Origin of the sequence: Microbacterium ulmi, from assembly GCF_011759705.1 — a bacterium.
GTDB lineage: Bacteria > Actinomycetota > Actinomycetes > Actinomycetales > Microbacteriaceae > Microbacterium > Microbacterium ulmi.
Genome location: NZ_JAAOZF010000001.1, coordinates 2,305,308 through 2,322,196 on the forward strand (window position 1 = coordinate 2,305,308; position 16,889 = coordinate 2,322,196).

Here is a 16,889-nt window from a genome sequence, read left to right on the forward strand (position 1 = left end):
CGCGCCGCGGCATCCGACCCCGCCGAACCGCACAGACGAAAGGGCCGCTCGTGACCGACATCGACTGGGACGAGCTGCGTGCCGTCGCGACCGAGGCGATGCATCGCGCCTACGCGCCGTACTCGCGGTTCAAGGTGGGGGCAGCGGCCCTCGTGTCGGACGGGCGCATCGTGCAGGGCTGCAACGTCGAGAACGCGTCGTACGGCGTGACGCTCTGCGCCGAGTGCGGACTCGTGTCCGACCTCGCGATGTCGGGCGGCGGGCAGCTCGTCGCGTTCGTGTGCGTCAACGGCAAGGGCGAGACGATCATGCCGTGCGGCCGCTGCCGCCAGCTGCTGTACGAGTTCGCCATCCCCGGCATGCTGCTCGAGACGGTGTCGGGCATCCGCACGATCGACGAGGTGCTGCCCGATGCCTTCGGCCCGCGGGATCTCGAGGAGGCGGCTCGATGAGCGACGACCAGGCGACCGGCATCGAGCCGTTCGACGCCGTGGACGTCATCCGCGCCAAGCGCGACGGCGGGGCCGTCGCCGAGGCCCCGCTGCGCTGGATGATCGACGCGTACACCCGCGGATACGTGACCGACTCGCAGATGGCCGCCTTCGCGATGGCCGTGCTCCTGAACGGCATGGAGCGCGACGAGATCCGCGTCATGACCGACGCGATGATCGCGTCGGGGGAGCGGATGAGCTTCGCGGGGCTGGGCAAGCGCACCGTCGACAAGCACTCGACGGGTGGCGTGGGCGACAAGATCACGCTGCCGCTCGCCCCGCTCGTCGCAGCGTTCGGCGTCGCGGTGCCGCAGCTGTCGGGTCGCGGCCTCGGCCACACGGGCGGCACGCTCGACAAGCTCGAGGCGATCCCCGGATGGCGCGCGGCGCTGTCCAACGACGAGATGTTCACCCAGCTGCGCGACGTCGGCGCCGTCATCTGCGCGGCGGGATCCGGGCTCGCGCCCGCAGACAAGAAGCTCTACGCCCTGCGCGATGTCACGGGGACGGTCGAGGCGATCCCGCTCATCGCCTCGAGCATCATGTCGAAGAAGATCGCGGAGGGCACGGACTCCCTCGTCCTCGACGTCAAGTTCGGCTCAGGCGCCTTCATGAAGGACGTCGACCTCGCCCGCGAGCTCGCGCGCACGATGGTCGCGCTCGGCACGGACTCCGGCGTCTCGACGACGGCGCTGCTCACGAACATGAGCACGCCCCTCGGGCTCGCGATCGGCAACGCGAATGAGGTGCGCGAGGCCGTCGAGGTGCTCGCGGGAGGAGGCCCGGCCGACATCGTCGAGCTCACGGTCGCGCTCGCCCGCGAGATGCTGACGCTCGCCGGACAGCCCGACGCCGACGTCGACGCGGCACTCCGGGACGGCAGGGCGATGGACGTGTGGCGCGCCATGGTGCGGGCGCAGGACGGGGATCCGGATGCGCCCCTCCCCAAGCCGCGAGAGACCCACACTGTCTTCGCCGACGCGGCGGGAATCGTCACGCGCATGGATGCGCTTCCCTTCGGCGTCGCCGCCTGGCGGCTCGGAGCGGGGCGTGCGCGCCCGCAGGATCCCGTCGTCCATTCGGCGGGCGTCGACCTCCACGCCAAGCCGGGCGATAGGGTTGCGGTTGGTCAGCCGCTGTTCACCTTGTCGGCGGAGGATGGGTCACGGTTCGCCCGCGCGATCGAGGCCCTCGAGGGCGCATGGGAGATCGGGGCGGAGGCCCCGGCATCCGTCCCCCTCGTGCTCGAGCGCATCACGGCCTGAGCAGGCCCCCACGACCGCACGCCATCACGACCTCTCGACCTCGAGGAGCCCCGACATGCCCATCGATCAGCACGGCGACGCGGTCGTCCAGGGAGTCTCGATCCGGAGCCTGCCGAAAGTCTCGCTCCACGACCACCTCGACGGCGGCGTGCGGCCCGCGACGATCATCGAGCTCGCGGACCGTATCGGCCTCGAGGTGCCCTCGACGGACGCGGACGACCTCGCCGACTGGTTCGCCGAGAAGAGCGACTCGGGCTCGCTCGTCGAGTACCTCAAGACGTTCGACCTCACGACGGCAGTCATGCAGACCGCCGACGGACTGCGTCGCGTCGCACGCGAGTTCGTCGAGGATCTCGCGGCAGACGGCGTGATCTACGGCGAGGTCCGCTGGGCCCCCGAGCAGCACGTGACGGCCGGCCTCTCGCTGGAGGAGGCGGTCGAGGCCGTGCAGGAGGGCATCGAGGAGGGCGAGGACGCCGCGGAGCGTTCGGGCCGCGACATCCGCGTCGGTCAGCTCATCACCGCGATGCGTCACACCGACCGGTCGCTCGAGATCGCACGCCTCGCCGTCGCGTTCCGCAACAACGGCGCCGTCGGCTTCGACATCGCCGGGCCCGAGGAGGGGTTCCCGCCGTCGAACCACCGCGCGGCGTTCGACTACCTCGCGTCGGAGTTCTTCCCCACGACGGTGCACGCGGGCGAAGCGGCCGGCCTCGACTCGATCCGTTCGGCGCTCATCGACGGGCGCGCGCTGCGCCTGGGGCACGGCGTGCGGATCGCAGAGGATCTCGACGTCGTCTCGCGCTCGGGCGAGGAGGTGCTCGTGCAGTTCGGCGACCTCGCGCGGTGGGTGCGCGACCGTGAGATCCCGCTCGAGCTCTCGCCGTCGTCGAACCTGCAGACGGGCGCGATCGAGCGATGGGGGACGACGCTCGAAGACCACCCGTTCGACCTGCTCTATCAGCTCGGCTTCTCTGTCACGGTCAACGTCGACAACCGCACGATGAGCCGCACCTCGCTCACCCGCGAGCTGGCCCTCCTCGCCGAGACGTTCGAGTACGACCTCGACGACCTCGAGGCGTTCCAGCTCAACGCCGCGGCGGGCGCGTTCCTGCCGATCGAGGAGCGCGAAGAGCTCATCGAGCTCATCGCCGACGGCTTCGAGCGGTAGGCCGCCCCTGCGCGGCGCCGCGCCGGGCCGGGCCGGCAGAACTCCACGGATCGCTCGCGATCAGCGCCGCGATCGGCGCCGGTCACCCGCGGGTCGGGTCGATCGTGTGGAGTTCTGCGGCGTGCCATGCGAGAGAACCGACTTCATGGTCTCCAGAACACGCTCCGTGCGGTACAGAATGTCCTCGGCGATGGGGCGCACAGTCGTATAGCCGAGTGCCGCGGCAGCAAGATCCCGAGCGCGGTCGCGCTTCTGCGCATCCCACCCTTTGTGGTAGGCCCTGCTGTCGCACTCGACGATGAGCCAGCCGTTCACGACGAAGTCCACACGACCGACCCCCGGGATCCGCACCTGCAGCTCGACGTCCGCGCCGAGACCGCGCAGGATCAGCCGCATGAGGCTCTCCGCCCCCGACTCGCTGCGTCTGTCGAGCAGCGGGCGCAGCGCGCGATAGCGGCGCGGCAGCATCGCGAAGACCGCGGCCAGGCCGTCCTCGTCGACGAGCCCGAGGTGCCACGCGCTGTCGAGGGTCGCCACGGCATCGCGGGCGCCCTGGCAGCGGCTCGCCTGCGCGAGCGCTTCGACCACCGTCGTGGACAAGTGCTCGCGCGACCGACCCGTCGGACGCCAGTGGGCGACGACCCCGTTGGGTCGCGGAGGCAGCCGAGCCGTCGCGGGGGTGAACTGCAGATGCGGCCCGGAGGTCTCGCGGACGAAGACGCCGAGGGTGCTCAACAGGGACACGCAGTCGAGGCGCCCGCCGAGCAGGCCCGCCCGCACGAGCTCCGGGTGCATGTCGGAGCGGACATACCGGCCGTTCCGCAGGCGGACGAGCCTGCCTGCGGAGACGAGCCTGGTCACCTGATGGCGCGTGAGCCCGAGCCTTCTCAGGTCGTCGGGGCTGAGAAAGGCCGCGGGGAGGATCTGCGACGCGAAGCGAGTGGAGTCGTCCATCCCCTCACCCAAAGCGCGGCCGACGGCGCCTTCGCACTCGCCCGGCCGGGATGTGGATGCGGCAAGCTCCGAGGGGAGGAGGGGAGGAGCAGGCACCGCGGTGCCCGCGCTCTGCTCGGTCTGCAGAACTCCACGGAGATGGCGCTACACGCCGCGGACACGCCGGGCGGAGCGCGTGTCGAGCGCAGAGATGTGGAGTTCTGCCGACGTCGCTGCAACGCCCCCCGGGGCGCCCGGGGGTCAGCGTGCGAGCTCGGCCTGCCGCTCCTCGACGATCGCCTGCACCCGGGGGAACAGCGGATGCTCCGGCTCGAGACCCGTGACGGATGCCGTGAAGGCCGCGGCATCCTGCTCCCGCAGCTGCGCCTGCAGCTGCACCGCCTGTTCGTCCTCGGCGTCCTCGAACGCGAGCGCGGCTCCCATCGCGGCGACGAGTGCATCGACGGAGAGCCCGCGCTCGGCCGCCTCGGCCGCGGGGCCGACGAACCGCTCGTGGCGGGACAGCTTGCGCAGCGGCTGGCGTCCGACGCGCCACACCGTGTCGGGGAGCGCCGGGTTGCGGAAGCGGCCGAGGATCGTCGCGCGGTAGCCCGCGAGCTCACCCGGGTCGAGGCCGTGCTTGGCCGCGAGCAGCGCGGAGGTCTCTTCGAGGGTCGCGGCGACCCCGGCGGCGATCGTGGGGTCGGCGAGGGCATCCGAGATGCGCTCGATCCCCGCGCGTGCGCCGAAGTAGGCCGTCGTGGCGTGCCCCGTGTTGACGGTGAAGAGCTTGCGCTCGATGTACGGCGCGAGGTCGTCGACGAAGTGCGCGCCGGGGATGATCGGCGGGTCGTCGCCGAACGGCGGCCGCTCGATCGCCCACTCGAAGAACGGCTCGACCGTGACGTCGACGCCCGCGCCCTCGGGCTGCCCCGGCACGATGCGGTCGACCGCGGTGTTGGCGAAGACGGCGCGGGACGACAGCGCATCCCACGCGTCGCCCGCGAGCGCCGTGATCTCGTCCCGCAGGATGTCGGTCGCGTTGATGGCGTTCTCGCACGCCATGATCTGCAGCGGGGGAGAGGACGGGTCGCGCAGCGCGAGCGCCGCGACGACCGGCGGTGCGACGAACTTCAGGATCGTCGGGCCGACGGCCGTCGTGACGACGTTGGCGCCGGCGATCTCGTCGATGAGCTCGTCGGGGTGCTCCGCGCTGTTGATGGCGCGGAAGCCCGTCACGACGGTGTCGCCCCCGCCGTCGCCGACCGCGTGCACCGTGTAGGAGGAGGCGCCGTTGATCGCGTCGACGAGCGGGGCCGCGACATCGGAGAACACGAGCTCGTAGCCCCCCTCGTGCAGGAGGAGCCCGACGAATCCGCGCCCGATGTTGCCGGCGCCGAAGTGGACGGCCTTCATGAGTCGTTGACGGTCGACAGGATGGTGAACAGCTCCTCCGGCGACTGCGCCGACTTGAGCGTCGCGACCTCGTCCTCGTCCGAGAACAGCAGCGCGATCTGCGACAGGATCTCGAGGTGCTCGTCGCCCTTGCCCGCGATGCCGATGACGAAGGTCACGGGATTTCCGTCCCAGTCGACTCCGCCGTCGTACCGCACGACCGAGAGCGCCGACGAGAGGATCGTCTCCTTCGTCTCGTTCGTGCCGTGCGGGATCGCGAGCTCATTGCCCATGTAGGTCGAGACCGTCTGCTCGCGCTGCTGCATCGCGTCGAAGTAGGCGCTCGTGACGGCGCCGGCCGCCTCGAGGATGTCGGCTGCCTCCTTCATCGCGTCTTCGCGGCTGACGCTGCCGGGGTGGATGCGCACCTGACCGATCTGGAGGACCTCGCGTGCCATGTTCTGCGCCTTTCTCTTGTCAACGGATGCCGGTGCCTGCGCCGGCTCGTGGAGCCGTCCGGCCGAGGCCACAGGGCCGGGGGCATCTCGCCGGCCCGGCCCTGCAGCGGTATGAGGGGCTACGCGCCGCCGTGATGCTGCTCGCGCACCAGGTCGACCACTTCGTCGTACTTCGGCGAGTTCATGAAGTTGTCGACCGACACGTGGATCGCGTTCGGCGCCTGTCCTCGCGCGCGGTCCGTCAGCTGGTTCTGCGTGATGATCAGGTCGGCCGTGGCATCCAGGTTCGCGATCGCCTTGTTGACGACCGTCACGCCTTCGATGCCCGCCTTCTTGATCTTGTTGCGCAGGACGCTGGCCCCCATCGCCGACGAGCCCATGCCCGCGTCGCACGCGAACACGATGTTGTTCACCTGCTTGCCGGTGAGGACGGATGCCGCTCCCACCCCCGCGGCTGCGACGTCGTCGACCGACTCAGAGCGGAGCCCCGCCAGTGCGGCGGACGACTTCCCCTTGTTGGCCTCCGTCTGGCTCACCGCGGACTCGAACGTGTCGAGACCGGCCTCCTCCGCCGCGAGGTCGCGCTTGCGCGAGGCCCGCAGGATGATCGACGCGATGACGAAGGTGACGGCGGCCGACAGGACGACGGACAGGATGACGGCGACGTAGCTGTCTCTCGCCGTCTGGAAGAGCACCGCGAAGATGCTGCCCGGAGCCGCCGGGGCGACCAGCCCGCCGCCCAGGAGCATGTTCGTCGTGACACCGGTCATGCCGCCCGCGATGAGCGCGAGGATCAGGATCGGCTTCATGAGCGCGTACGGGAAGTACACCTCGTGGATGCCGCCGAGGAACTGGATGACGGCGGCGCCGGGTGCCGACGCTCGCGCTGCGCCGATGCCGAAGATCGTGAAGGCGAGGAGCAGCCCGACGCCGGGGCCGGGGTTGGCCTCGAGGAGGAACAGGATCGACTTGCCCTCCTCCGCCGCCTGCTGCGTCCCGAGGGGCGTGAGCACCCCGTGGTTGATCGCGTTGTTCAGGAAGAACACCTTCGCCGGCTCGATCAGGATGCTCGTGAGCGGGAGCAGGTTCGTCTCGACGAGCCACTTCACGGCGTTGCCGAGCACGGTCATGATGCCGTTGACGAGCCATGCGACGGGGTAGAACCCCACGACGACCATCACGAAGCCCCAGATGCCGGCCGAGAACATGTTGACGAGCATCTCGAAGCCGGCCTTGATCCTGCCGTCCCAGAGACGGTCGAGCCACTTCATCGTGTAGGCCGCGAGCGGACCCATGATCATCGCGCCGATGAACATGTGGATCTGGCCGAGCTGGTTGTCGGCGGGCTGCGTCTCGTTGAACTGCGCGATCAGCAGATCGGAGCCGGCGATCGCACCGAGGACCGCGATCGCGCCGACGACCCCGCCCCGGACCCCGTAGACCATGTGTCCCGCCGTGTAGGCGATGAGGATCGGCAGGAGGTAATGGATCATCGGGCCGACGAGCGTCGCGAGATCCGCGTTCGGGGTCCACCCCACGGGGATGAAGAACGCGGTGATGATGCCCCACGCGATGAGCGCGGGGATGTTCGGCATGATCATGCCGGAGAGGAACGTGCCGAATCGCTGCACCGCGACTCGTGTGCCACGTCCCTGCGTGGGTGTCGACGCCGTTGTCATGAGGCGGTCTCCTTTTCTCGGGTCGCGGCGGCTCGCGCCGCCGCTCGTGCCCCGGCCGCGTCATCCGCGGTGAGGGCGGCTTCGGCGATGACTCGTGCATCGTCGAGCGTGTATTCCAGCAGGGACGCCCGCACGTCGGCGAGCGCCGTCGGCGCCATCGACAGGCTCGTCGCGCCGAGGCCCACGAGCACGACGGCGAGCAGCGGGTCGGCCGCGGCCTCGCCGCAGATGCCCACGGGCTTGCCGTTGACGCGCCCCGCGTCGCCGACCTCGCGGATGAGCCGCAGAACGGCGGGATGCCACGGATCCTGGAACGACGCGACCGACCCGAGCAGGCGGTCGGCGGCGAGCGTGTACTGCGTCAGGTCGTTCGTGCCGATCGAGGCGAAGTCCGCGATCGCGAGCACGCGGTCGGCCATGAGGGCCGACGACGGCACCTCGACCATGACGCCGGCGGTCTTGATGCCGTAGTCGCGCGCGAGCGCCGTGAAGTACTCGGTCTCCTCGACGGTCGAGACCATAGGCGCCATGACCCACAGGTCGGCGTCGGTCGCGGCATCCGCCTGTGCGAGAGCCGTCAGCTGCTCACGGAGGATGTCCTCGCTCGCGCGCAGCGCGCGCAGGCCCCGCAGCCCCAGGGCGGGGTTCTCCTCGTGCGCGTCGTTGAGGAAGGCGAGCGGCTTGTCGGCGCCCGCATCGAGCGCCCGCACGACGACCTTCTTGCCCGGGAACGTCTGGAGCAGCTCGGTGTACGCCTCGCGCTGCTGCTCGACCGTCGGCGCCTGGTGTGCGCTCAGGAAGAGGAACTCCGTGCGGAACAGGCCGACGCCCTCCGCGCCGAGCTCGACCGCCTCGGCCGCCCCGCCGGGCTTGCCGAGGTTGGCGAGCAGGGGCACGGGGGTGCCGTCGGCGAGTGCGCCGGGCGTCAGGGGAGCGGATGCCGCGGCCGCGCGCGCGGCCGCGCGGTTCGACGCGCGATCGAGCTCTTCGGCTGTCGGCCGGGTCGTCACGACGCCGGCGGCGGCATCCACGATCACCGTCTCGCCGTCGACGAGCTCCTTCGCCGCGGCTGCGCCCACGACCGCGACGATCGACTTCTCGCGCGCGAGGATCGCCGTGTGCGAGGTCGGGCCGCCCTCCGTCGTCACGAGCGCGAGGACCTTGTCGAGATCGAGCAGCGCCGTGTCGGCGGGGGCGAGGTCCTTCGCGACGAGGACGAAGGGATGCCCTGGGTCGGGCACACCTGGAGCGGGCACGCCGCGCAGGTGTGCGATGACCCGCTGCGCGACGTCGTCGAGGTCGGCGGCGCGCTCGCCGAGGTAGCCGCCCATCGCGGTGAGCTGGTCGCGGAACGACGCGAACGCGTCGAACACGGCCCATTCGCCCGTCCTGCCCTGTGCGACGCGGGACTCGACCTCGGCCTCGAGCGTCGGGTCCTCCGCCATCATGGCCTGCGCCTCGAGGACGTCGCGTGCCGCTCCTCCCGCCTGCGCCCCCCGCGCCTCCAGCTCGCGCGCGACGACGCCGACGGCCTCGCGCACGCGCGCCGTCTCGTCCTCCGGGGCGAGGCTGCTCGGGGCGTCGCTCGGGGCGGGCAGGGGCTCCGACATCCGTGCGACGGGTCCCTGCGCGACCCCGAGGCCGATGCCGACTCCACGCACCTCGCTCATCTCAGCCCTCCGCGTCGTGGTCGGTCGCCAGCAGCTCGGCGAGAACGTCCAGGACCTCTTCTGCGCCGTCGCCGTCCGCCGTGAGCGTGACGTAGTCGCCCTGCTCGATCCCGAGCGAGATGACGCCGAGGATGCTCGCCGCGTTCACAGGGCTGCCGGCATCCTTCGCGATCGTGATCGGGATGCCGGCATCCTTCGCAGCCGCCGCGAAGAGCTTCGCGGGGCGCGCGTGCAGGCCGTGGGATGAGCCGATGCGCACCGTGCGTGTCGTGGGGGGCATGTCGAGGTCCTCTCTGTCTGACGTTGCGTGTCGCCTGCCTCCAGCGTCGTCGCCTGCGGCGTGTTCGTCTAGAGCGGTGACGAGCGGTGCAGTGCCGCCCGCGGCCGGAAGGTTCCCCCCGGAGCCTCCGACCGCGTCGCGGACGAGCGCGAGCGTCCGCGTGCCGTCCAGATCCTGGAAGATGTCGGACGGCAGCAGCACCACCGTCGTCCCTCGGAAGGCCGCGTCGCGTTCGATGCGATCGAGCGCATGCGCGAGGTGCGGTCCCACGAGGACGACGTCGGCGGCATCGAGGTCTATCGGCAGCGACAGCTCGGTGCCGGCGAAGGCGGAGTAGTCGAGGCCGCGCTCGTGCGCCGCCCGTCGCACGCGCTGCGCGACGAACGTGCTGGACGCGCCTGCGCCGCAGACCACGAGAATCCTCATCGACCCCGCCTCCTCACCGCCATTCTTGTGAAAACGCTGAGAGGCGACAACCAGGTCTGCTTCCGCCCCCGCGGAATGATGCATGCGCTTCGGCGCCGGCGGGCGGTCGCCGTGGTTGACTGGTCAAATACGTGCGACGGCGCGCGCACCAGAGGAGGATCGTGACCAGGGCACGCCAGGATCGTGTGCTCGCGCTCCTCGTGCGCGAGAACGACTGGGTCACGGCAGCGACTCTCGCCGACGTGCTCGGGGTGACGCCGCGCAGCATCCGCACGTACGTCACTGCGGTCAACGCACGCGTCGCCGCGGGCGTCGCGATCGAGTCGGGCCCCCTCGGGTACCGCGCCGGCACGGAGGCGGCGTCCGCGCAGCGTGCAGCGACGGCGACGGATGCCGGAACCCCCCGCGACCGGCTGCACACCCTCGTGCGGCTGCTCCTCGACTCGCCCGACGGCATCGACGTCTTCGAGGCGGCCGACGCCCTGCACGTGAGCTCGGCGACCCTCGATGCCGATCTCGCGCGCGTGCGCGGTCTTCTCGGCGGCACGGAGCTGACCCTCGAGCGGTCTTCGTCACGTGCGCGGCTGCGCGGCACCGAGATGGCGCAGCGGCGCCTGCTGAGCCGGCTCGCGCACGACGAGATGGACGCGGGGTCGTTCGATCTCGTCGCTCTTCGCCGCACCCTCGGCACGGGCTCGATCGGGGCCCGCGCGTTCGGACCGTTCAAGTCCGATCTCGTGGGGGAGCTCGGAGCGCTGGGCTACTACGTCAACGAGTACGGCATCTCCGACGTCGTCATGCACATCGCGATCGCGGCCGACCGCGTCGCTCGCGACCGGGGGCTCGGCGCCGCCGTGGGCGACACGAAGCCCGCGCAGGCGGAGATCGTCGGCATTCTCGCGCGGCTCACGGCGGAGCACCTCGGCGTGCGGCTCGGCGCTGGCGACCTGCAGCATCTCGCGACGCTCGTCCTGACGCGCGTCGTCGCCCCGGGGGCCTCGCCCGCGGCGGCCGCGCGAGAGCGGCTCGACCCCGACATCGAGGTCGTCGTGCGCGAGGTCGTGGGGCTTGCGGCATCCGAGTTCCTCGTCGACCTCGTGCACGAGGACTTCATCCTGCGCCTCGCCCTCCACGTGCAGAACCTCGTGCAGCGGGCGCGCGCGCAGGCGTGGTCGCGCAACCCGCTGACGCGCTCCCTCAAGTCGACCTACCCGATGATCTTCGAGGTCGCCGTGTTCATCGCGTCCGGGCTGCAGGAGCGCCTCGGCATCCCGATCCTCGACGACGAGATCGCCTACATCGCGATGCACGTCGGCGGACGCCTCGAACGCAGCCGCCGCGCCGACCAGCTGCTGACGGCGACCATCGTCTGCCCCGGCTACTACGAGCTGCACGAACTGCTGCGCTCTTCGGTGGACCGGTCGCTCGGCCAGGCGATCGAGGTCGTCGGCGTCGAGACGCGCGTCGACCCCGACTGGGGCTCGATCGACTCGGATCTCGTGCTCACGACGATCGACCCCGCCGTCGCGGGCGACCGGATCGTGCGGATCCAGCCGTTCCTGACGGATGCCGACGTCGAGCGGGTCCAGCAGGCCGCCGCGCGGATCCGCCGGACGCGGCGCCTCGCGCGGCTGCGCGCCGAGCTCGAGCGGTACTTCGCGCCGGACGCGTTCGTGCGAGGCCTCGACGGGCTGACGGAGGATGCCGTCATCCGGCGTCTGGGCGCGCTCCTTGTCGCGCGCGGCGTCATCGACGACGACTACGTCGAGCGTGCGATCGAGCGCGAGCAGCTGTCGTCGACGGCGTTCACGGACGCCCTCGCCGTGCCGCATGCGCTCGGCATGACCGCGACCCGGACCGAGATCGCGATCGGGATCGCGGAGCCGTCGATCCCCTGGGGCGAGGGGCGCGTGCAGGTCGTCGCGCTCGTGGCGTTCTCCGAGGCCGACCGCGAGGCGTTCCAGACGGTGTTCGAGCAGTTCGTCGAGGTGTTCAGCGAGCGCGACAGCGTGCAGCGGATCGTCCGCCGCGGCACGGGGTTCGCGGCGTTCCTCGACGAGCTCGTCGCCGTCGTCGACGGCTGAGCCGCGTCCTCGGGTGGCGCCGAATCGCGAAAGTGTCGCATGTTGCCGCGTCGGCAGCGGGGATACGGCGATTCGTGAGACATCGAGGCGCCGCACGACGGCGCGAGACGGATGTCGCGGCGTCCGTCAGCCGCGGGCGAGGCGCTCCTCGAGGCCGCGCCGGGCGGCAGGCCACTCGTGCGGGAGGAGCGAGAACACGACGGTGTCGCGCAGCGAGCCGTCGGGGCCGATGCGGTGGTTGCGCAGGACGCCGTCCTGCTTCGCGCCGAGCCGTGCGATCGCGGCGCGCGACTGGCGGTTGTGCCAGTGCGTGCGGAACTCGACGGCGACCGCGTCGCACTCCTCGAACGCATGCGTCAGCAGAAGGAGCTTGGATGCCGTGTTCACGGCGGTGCGCTGCGCCTCGACCGAGATCCAGGTGTGGCCGATCTCGACGTGCCGGTTCGGCTGGTCGATGTTGCAGAACGTCGTCTCGCCGACGACGCCGCCCGTCTCGAGATCGCGGATCGCCCACGGGTTCATCGCGCCGGCATCGCGCCACGCGAGGCGCTGGGCGATGTCGGCCGCGACCGTCGTGGGGGTGGGCACGGAGGTGTACCACGCGTGCTCGAGGCCTGCGGTCGCCGCGGCGAGGCCGGCGGCATGGTCGACCGAGAGGGGCTCGAGCAGGACGTGGGCGTTCTCGAGGACGACGGGTTCTGTCAGCAGCACCGTACGAGCCTACGATCCGGCGCGGCATCCGTCCGTCGCGCGACCGCCCGGCGGCGCGGCATCCGTCCTCGCCCGCCCGCCCGGAGTGCGGCACCGTCCCGTCCCGTGTTCGCCCGGAACGCCGCTCACTCGAGCTCGTCGAGGAGCGCCCGCACGCCCTCGGCGGCGGCCCGGAGACGCTCATCCGCGTCGTCTGCCGAGTCGCCGCGGACATCGAGGTAGACCTTGAGCTTCGGCTCGGTGCCGCTCGGGCGGACGACGACGCGCGAGCCGTCGTCGAGCCAGAAGCGCAGGACATCGCCCGGCGGCAGCTCGTCGGCTCCTTCGAGCAGGTCGTCGACTTGCGACACCGCGACCTCTCCGATGCGCTCGGGATGCCGTGCCCGCAGCGCGCCCATGATCCTGCCGATGACGGAGAGATCGTCGACGCGCACCGAGATCTGATCGCTCGCGAAGAACCCGAACGTGCTCTCGAACTCCGCGACGAGGTCGGAGACCGACGCGCCCCGCCCGCGCGCCTCCGCGACGAGTCCGAGCATGGCGACGGCTGCCGAGACCCCGTCCTTGTCGCGCACCGTCTCGGGGTTGACGAGGTATCCGAGCGCCTCCTCGAACCCGAAGACGAGCCCGGGCGCCCGCGAGATCCACTTGAAGCCGGTCAGGGTCGCGTGGAAGTCGAGGCCATAGTGCCGTGCGACGACCTCGAGCGCCGGGGACGACACGAGGGAGCATGCGAGCGACCCGCCGGGCTCGAACCCGCGCTCGGTCGCCCGGCGCGCGGCGCGCCACCCCAGGAGAAGCCCCGTCTGGTTCCCCGTGAGCCTGCGCCACCCGCCTTCGACGGCGTCGTCGGGGATCGCGACGGCGAGGCGATCGGCATCCGGGTCGTTCGCGATGACGAGGTCGGCGCCCGCGTCGCGCGCTGCCGCGAACGCGAGGTCCATGGCCCCCGGCTCCTCGGGGTTGGGGAACGAGACGGTGGGGAACGCGCCGTCAGGCTCGATCTGCTCCGACACGAGCGTCGGCGCAGGGTAGCCCGCGACCTCGAGGATGCGCGAGAGGGTCTCCCAGCCGACGCCGTGCATCGCCGTGTAGACCCACTTCAGATCGGCCGCGCCCTCGGGCGCGGGGGCGATGGCGGCCGTCTCGTCGATGTACGCGTCGATGAGCGACTCGGGGGCGATCTCGTAGCCGAGCAAGCGCGGGAGCGCCGCGACGTCTCCGGCGTCTGCGATGCGCTGGATGTGCGCCGCGATCTCGGCATCCGCCGGCGACACGATCTGCGAGCCGTCGTCCGCACCACCGAGGTACACCTTGTACCCGTTGTCATTGGGCGGATTGTGGGATGCCGTCACCATGACTCCCGCGGCGGCCCCGAGGTGCCTCACGGCGAAGGCGAGCACGGGCGTCGGCAGCAGCCGCGGCATGAGCACGGCACGAAGACCCGCGCCGGCGAACAGCTCCGCCGAGTCCCGTGCGAAGACGTCGGAGTTGCGGCGCCCGTCGTATCCCACGACGACGAGGGGCGCGTGCAGCGGGTCGGCAGCGGCATCCGTCCCCGCCCTCTCGAGCACGTACGCCGCGAGCCCCGCAGCGGCCTGCGCGACGAGCACGCGGTTCATGCGGGTGCTGCCGGCACCGAGCTCGCCGCGCAGGCCCGCCGTGCCGAACGCGAGCCGGCCGGCGAACCGTTCGTCGAGGTCGGCCGCGGCATCCGCGTCGCCCGCCTCGGCGCGCTCGATGAGCTCGCGCAGCTCGGCGCGGGTCTCGGCATCCGGATCCTGCGCGAGCCATGCGTGCGCCAGCTCGATCGCGGTGCTCACAGCGCTCCGATCACTCGTGCCAGCAGCGACGCGATGACGGGCTCGGCCTCGCGCCCCGCGTCGATCACCTCTTGATGACTGAGCGGCGTCGTCTGGATCCCTGCGGCCATGTTGGTCACGAGCGTGAACCCGAGGATCTCCATGCCGGCCTGTCGTGCGGCGATCGCCTCGAGCGCCGTCGACATGCCCACGATGTGGCCCCCGATCGTCTTGGCCATGCGCACCTCGGCGGGCGTCTCGTACTGCGGACCGCGGAACTGGCAGTAGACGCCCTCGTCGAGCGTCGGGTCGATCGTCCGCGCGAGGTCGCGCAGCCGCAGCGAGTACAGGTCGGTGAGGTCGATGAACGTCGCGCCCTCGAGCGGCGAGTCTCCCGTGAGGTTGATGTGGTCGCTGATGAGCACCGGCTGGCCCGGCTTCCACGTCGTCTTGATGCCCCCTGCGCCGTTGGTCAGCACCATGACCTTCGCGCCGGCCGCCGCGGCCGTCCGCACGCTGTGCACGACGCGCCGGACGCCGTGACCCTCGTAGTAGTGCGTGCGCGCCCCGATGGCGAGCACGCGCCTGCCCTTCGGGGTCAGGATGCTGCGCAACGACCCGACGTGACCCTCGAGCGCGGGGCTGCTGAACCCCGTGACCTCGGTCGCAGGGATCGTCGCCGTCGTCTGGCCGATGATCTCGGCGGCCCTGCCCCAGCCGCTGCCGAGCGTGAGAGCGATGTCGTGGCGGTCGACCCCCGTGAGCCTCGCGATGTCGTCGGCGGCCTCGGCCGCGATCTCGAACGGGTCGGCCGTGGGGTCGTCGAGCGGATTGTCGATGGCGTCTGACATGCCCCCACCTTAGGGAAGGGGTGCAGTCGAGGCCAGACGGCGTCATGGCGGTCGTGTCCTTCCCGCCCCCCGCGGCCTGGGAGAATGGAGGCATGTCCGTGAGCTTCGAGCGCACTCAGAGCGTCGCCATCCTCGGCGGCGGCCCCGGCGGTTACGAAGCGGCGATCGCCGCCGCGCAACTCGGAGCCGAGGTGACGCTCGTCGAGCGCGCGGGCGTGGGCGGCTCGGCCGTCATCACCGACGTCGTGCCGTCGAAGTCGCTCATCGCGACCGCCGACGCCGCCGTCGCGATCGCGGGGGCGAGCGAGCTCGGCGTGCAGCTGTTCGCGAAGGGCAAGGACGGCAAGCCCCTCACGCCCGAGATCGCGATCAACCTGGCCGCCGTCAACAGGCGGCTCCTCTCGCTGGCCCGTCAGCAGTCCGACGACATGCGGGCCTCGCTCGTCGAGATGGGCGTGCGCATCATCTCGGGCCACGGCAGGCTCGAGGGCGAGAACGCCGTCGTCGTCTCGACGGGACCCGATGGCACCGACTTCGATCGCGTCGAGGCCGACACGCTCGTCGTGTCGGTGGGGGCCTCGCCGCGCGAGCTGCCGAGCGCCCGCCCCGACGGCGAGCGGATCCTCACGTGGACGCAGCTGTACGACATGAAGGCGCTTCCCGAGCACCTCATCGTCGTCGGGTCCGGTGTCACGGGCGCCGAGTTCGCGGGCGCGTACATGAACCTCGGCGCGAAGGTCACACTCATCTCGAGCCGCGACCAGGTGCTCCCCGGTGAGGATGCCGATGCTGCGGCGGTCCTCGAGAAGGTCTTCAAGCGCGGCGGCATGACGGTGCTCTCGAAGTCGCGCGCCGCCAAGGTCGAGCGCATCGGCGACGGCGTCGTCGTGACGCTGTCGGACGGACGCTCGGTCGAAGGCAGCCATTGCCTCATGGCGGTGGGCTCGATCCCGAACACGCGCGGGATCGGCCTGGAGGAGGCCGGCATCCAGATGACGGATGCCGGACACATCCAGGTCAACCGCGTCGCGCGCACGTCGGTGCCGAACATCTACGCCGCGGGGGACTGCACGACCTTCGTGCCGCTCGCGTCCGTGGCGTCCATGCAGGGCCGCACGGCCGTGTTCCACGCGCTCGGCGACGTCGTGATCCCGCTGGAGCGGGGCCGCATCACGTCGAACATCTTCACGGCGCCCGAGATCGCGACGGTCGGCTGGCAGGAGCACGACGTCGTCGCGGGCGAGATCAACGGCGTCGTGCACAAGCTGCCGCTCGCGGCCAACCCGCGAGCCAAGATGATGGGCGTCAAGGACGGCTTCGTCAAGCTCATCGCGCACCAGAGCTCGGGCACCGTCATCGGCGGCGTCATCGTCGCGCCGCGCGCGTCCGAGCTCATCTATCCCATCGCGATCGCCGTCGAGCGGCGTCTCACGGTCGATCAGCTCTCGCGCGTGTTCGCCGTGTACCCCTCGCTGACGGGCAGCATCACGGACGCCGCGCGGGCGATGCACATCGTGGATCGGACGGCCGTCGCCGACGCCTGAGTCCGGCCTCCACGCCCTCCCGTCGGGCCGTGGAAACCCCATAGCCATGGCCGCTTCGTGACCTCGACCGTGCTGCGGATGGGACGTCTGCGGTAGTTCAGTCATGCGTCCGCGGTCGTCCCGTGCGTG

General features: G+C 71.2%; 14 protein-coding genes and 1 pseudogene. 5 read left to right on the plus strand and 10 right to left on the minus strand.

Annotation, left to right across the window (positions count from 1 at the left end):
* Positions 1–50 precede the first annotated feature (50 nt).
* From FHS08_RS10805 to FHS08_RS10815, 3 genes are read left to right on the plus strand one after another with little or no spacing between them, the layout of a single operon-like run.
* Positions 51–452 carry a cytidine deaminase gene (locus FHS08_RS10805; RefSeq protein ID WP_167038839.1) on the plus strand — a complete coding sequence of 134 codons (402 nt, stop codon included), beginning with the start codon at positions 51–53 and terminating at the stop codon, positions 450–452.
* On the plus strand, positions 449–1,756 hold the full coding sequence (locus tag FHS08_RS10810) for a thymidine phosphorylase (RefSeq protein ID WP_167038841.1): 1,308 nt from the start codon (positions 449–451) through the stop codon (positions 1,754–1,756). The genes FHS08_RS10805 and FHS08_RS10810 overlap by 4 nt, the downstream gene beginning before the upstream one ends.
* A 55-nt stretch (positions 1,757–1,811) precedes the next feature.
* Positions 1,812–2,927 (plus strand): adenosine deaminase, encoded by a 1,116-nt coding sequence (locus tag FHS08_RS10815; RefSeq protein ID WP_167038844.1) that lies wholly within the window; start codon positions 1,812–1,814, stop codon positions 2,925–2,927.
* Positions 2,928–2,987: 60 nt separating this feature from the next.
* Here the strand turns inward: FHS08_RS10815 and FHS08_RS10820 are convergent, their stop codons facing one another.
* The 7 genes and pseudogenes from FHS08_RS10820 to FHS08_RS10850 form a co-directional block, all read right to left on the minus strand.
* Complete coding sequence (locus FHS08_RS10820) at positions 2,988–3,881, minus strand: type IV toxin-antitoxin system AbiEi family antitoxin domain-containing protein (protein ID WP_167038846.1); 894 nt, start codon at positions 3,879–3,881, stop codon at positions 2,988–2,990.
* A 240-nt stretch (positions 3,882–4,121) separates the two neighbouring features.
* Positions 4,122–5,276, minus strand: coding sequence for a mannitol-1-phosphate 5-dehydrogenase (locus tag FHS08_RS10825; protein ID WP_167038848.1), 1,155 nt, complete (start codon positions 5,274–5,276; stop codon positions 4,122–4,124).
* A complete protein-coding gene (locus tag FHS08_RS10830; RefSeq protein ID WP_167038850.1) occupies positions 5,273–5,713 on the minus strand; it encodes a PTS mannitol transporter subunit IIA in 441 nt (146 codons plus the stop codon). The genes FHS08_RS10825 and FHS08_RS10830 overlap by 4 nt, the downstream gene beginning before the upstream one ends.
* Before the next feature lie 119 nt (positions 5,714–5,832).
* Positions 5,833–7,392 (minus strand): PTS mannitol transporter subunit IIBC, encoded by a 1,560-nt coding sequence (locus FHS08_RS10835; protein WP_167038852.1) that lies wholly within the window; start codon positions 7,390–7,392, stop codon positions 5,833–5,835.
* Positions 7,389–9,062, minus strand: coding sequence for a phosphoenolpyruvate--protein phosphotransferase (ptsP, locus tag FHS08_RS10840; RefSeq protein ID WP_167038853.1), 1,674 nt, complete (start codon positions 9,060–9,062; stop codon positions 7,389–7,391). The genes FHS08_RS10835 and ptsP overlap by 4 nt, the downstream gene beginning before the upstream one ends.
* Before the next feature lies 1 nt (position 9,063).
* Entirely contained in the window at positions 9,064–9,342 is a 279-nt protein-coding gene (locus tag FHS08_RS10845; RefSeq protein WP_167039825.1) for an HPr family phosphocarrier protein, read from the minus strand.
* Positions 9,343–9,573: 231 nt separating this feature from the next.
* Positions 9,574–9,852, minus strand: a pseudogene (locus FHS08_RS10850) (hypothetical protein); the annotation flags it as partial.
* Between the two features lie 77 nt (positions 9,853–9,929).
* Here FHS08_RS10850 and FHS08_RS10855 point away from each other — a divergent pair.
* Complete coding sequence (locus FHS08_RS10855; RefSeq protein ID WP_167038855.1) at positions 9,930–11,852, plus strand: PTS sugar transporter subunit IIA; 1,923 nt, start codon at positions 9,930–9,932, stop codon at positions 11,850–11,852.
* A gap of 126 nt (positions 11,853–11,978) precedes the next feature.
* Here FHS08_RS10855 and FHS08_RS10860 read toward each other — a convergent pair whose 3' ends face one another.
* The 3 genes from FHS08_RS10860 to FHS08_RS10870 form a co-directional block, all read right to left on the minus strand.
* Positions 11,979–12,563 (minus strand): GNAT family N-acetyltransferase, encoded by a 585-nt coding sequence (locus FHS08_RS10860; protein ID WP_167038857.1) that lies wholly within the window; start codon positions 12,561–12,563, stop codon positions 11,979–11,981.
* Positions 12,564–12,688: 125 nt separating this feature from the next.
* Positions 12,689–14,386 carry a phosphohexomutase domain-containing protein gene (locus FHS08_RS10865; RefSeq protein ID WP_167038859.1) on the minus strand — a complete coding sequence of 566 codons (1,698 nt, stop codon included), beginning with the start codon at positions 14,384–14,386 and terminating at the stop codon, positions 12,689–12,691.
* Positions 14,383–15,216: a purine-nucleoside phosphorylase gene (locus FHS08_RS10870; protein ID WP_167038861.1), complete on the minus strand. Its 834-nt coding sequence runs from the start codon at positions 15,214–15,216 to the stop codon at positions 14,383–14,385. Before FHS08_RS10870 ends, FHS08_RS10865 begins: the two co-directional genes overlap by 4 nt.
* A gap of 92 nt (positions 15,217–15,308) precedes the next feature.
* Here FHS08_RS10870 and FHS08_RS10875 point away from each other — a divergent pair, with 92 nt between their 5' ends.
* Positions 15,309–16,760: an NAD(P)H-quinone dehydrogenase gene (locus tag FHS08_RS10875; protein ID WP_167038863.1), complete on the plus strand. Its 1,452-nt coding sequence runs from the start codon at positions 15,309–15,311 to the stop codon at positions 16,758–16,760.
* Positions 16,761–16,889: the final 129 nt, after the last annotated feature.

What these genes read in the sequence shown, in the direction of transcription:
- FHS08_RS10810 (WP_167038841.1), top strand. Translation starts at nt 449, where the DNA reads ATGAGCGACGACCAGGCGACCGGCATCGAGCCGTTCGACGCCGTGGAC.
- FHS08_RS10815 (WP_167038844.1), top strand. Translation starts at nt 1,812, where the DNA reads ATGCCCATCGATCAGCACGGCGACGCGGTCGTCCAGGGAGTCTCGATC.
- FHS08_RS10820 (WP_167038846.1), bottom strand. Translation starts at nt 3,881, where the DNA reads ATGGACGACTCCACTCGCTTCGCGTCGCAGATCCTCCCCGCGGCCTTT.
- FHS08_RS10825 (WP_167038848.1), bottom strand. Translation starts at nt 5,276, where the DNA reads ATGAAGGCCGTCCACTTCGGCGCCGGCAACATCGGGCGCGGATTCGTC.
- FHS08_RS10830 (WP_167038850.1), bottom strand. Translation starts at nt 5,713, where the DNA reads ATGGCACGCGAGGTCCTCCAGATCGGTCAGGTGCGCATCCACCCCGGC.
- FHS08_RS10835 (WP_167038852.1), bottom strand. Translation starts at nt 7,392, where the DNA reads ATGACAACGGCGTCGACACCCACGCAGGGACGTGGCACACGAGTCGCG.
- ptsP (WP_167038853.1), bottom strand. Translation starts at nt 9,062, where the DNA reads ATGAGCGAGGTGCGTGGAGTCGGCATCGGCCTCGGGGTCGCGCAGGGA.
- FHS08_RS10845 (WP_167039825.1), bottom strand. Translation starts at nt 9,342, where the DNA reads ATGCCCCCCACGACACGCACGGTGCGCATCGGCTCATCCCACGGCCTG.
- FHS08_RS10870 (WP_167038861.1), bottom strand. Translation starts at nt 15,216, where the DNA reads ATGTCAGACGCCATCGACAATCCGCTCGACGACCCCACGGCCGACCCG.
- FHS08_RS10875 (WP_167038863.1), top strand. Translation starts at nt 15,309, where the DNA reads ATGTCCGTGAGCTTCGAGCGCACTCAGAGCGTCGCCATCCTCGGCGGC.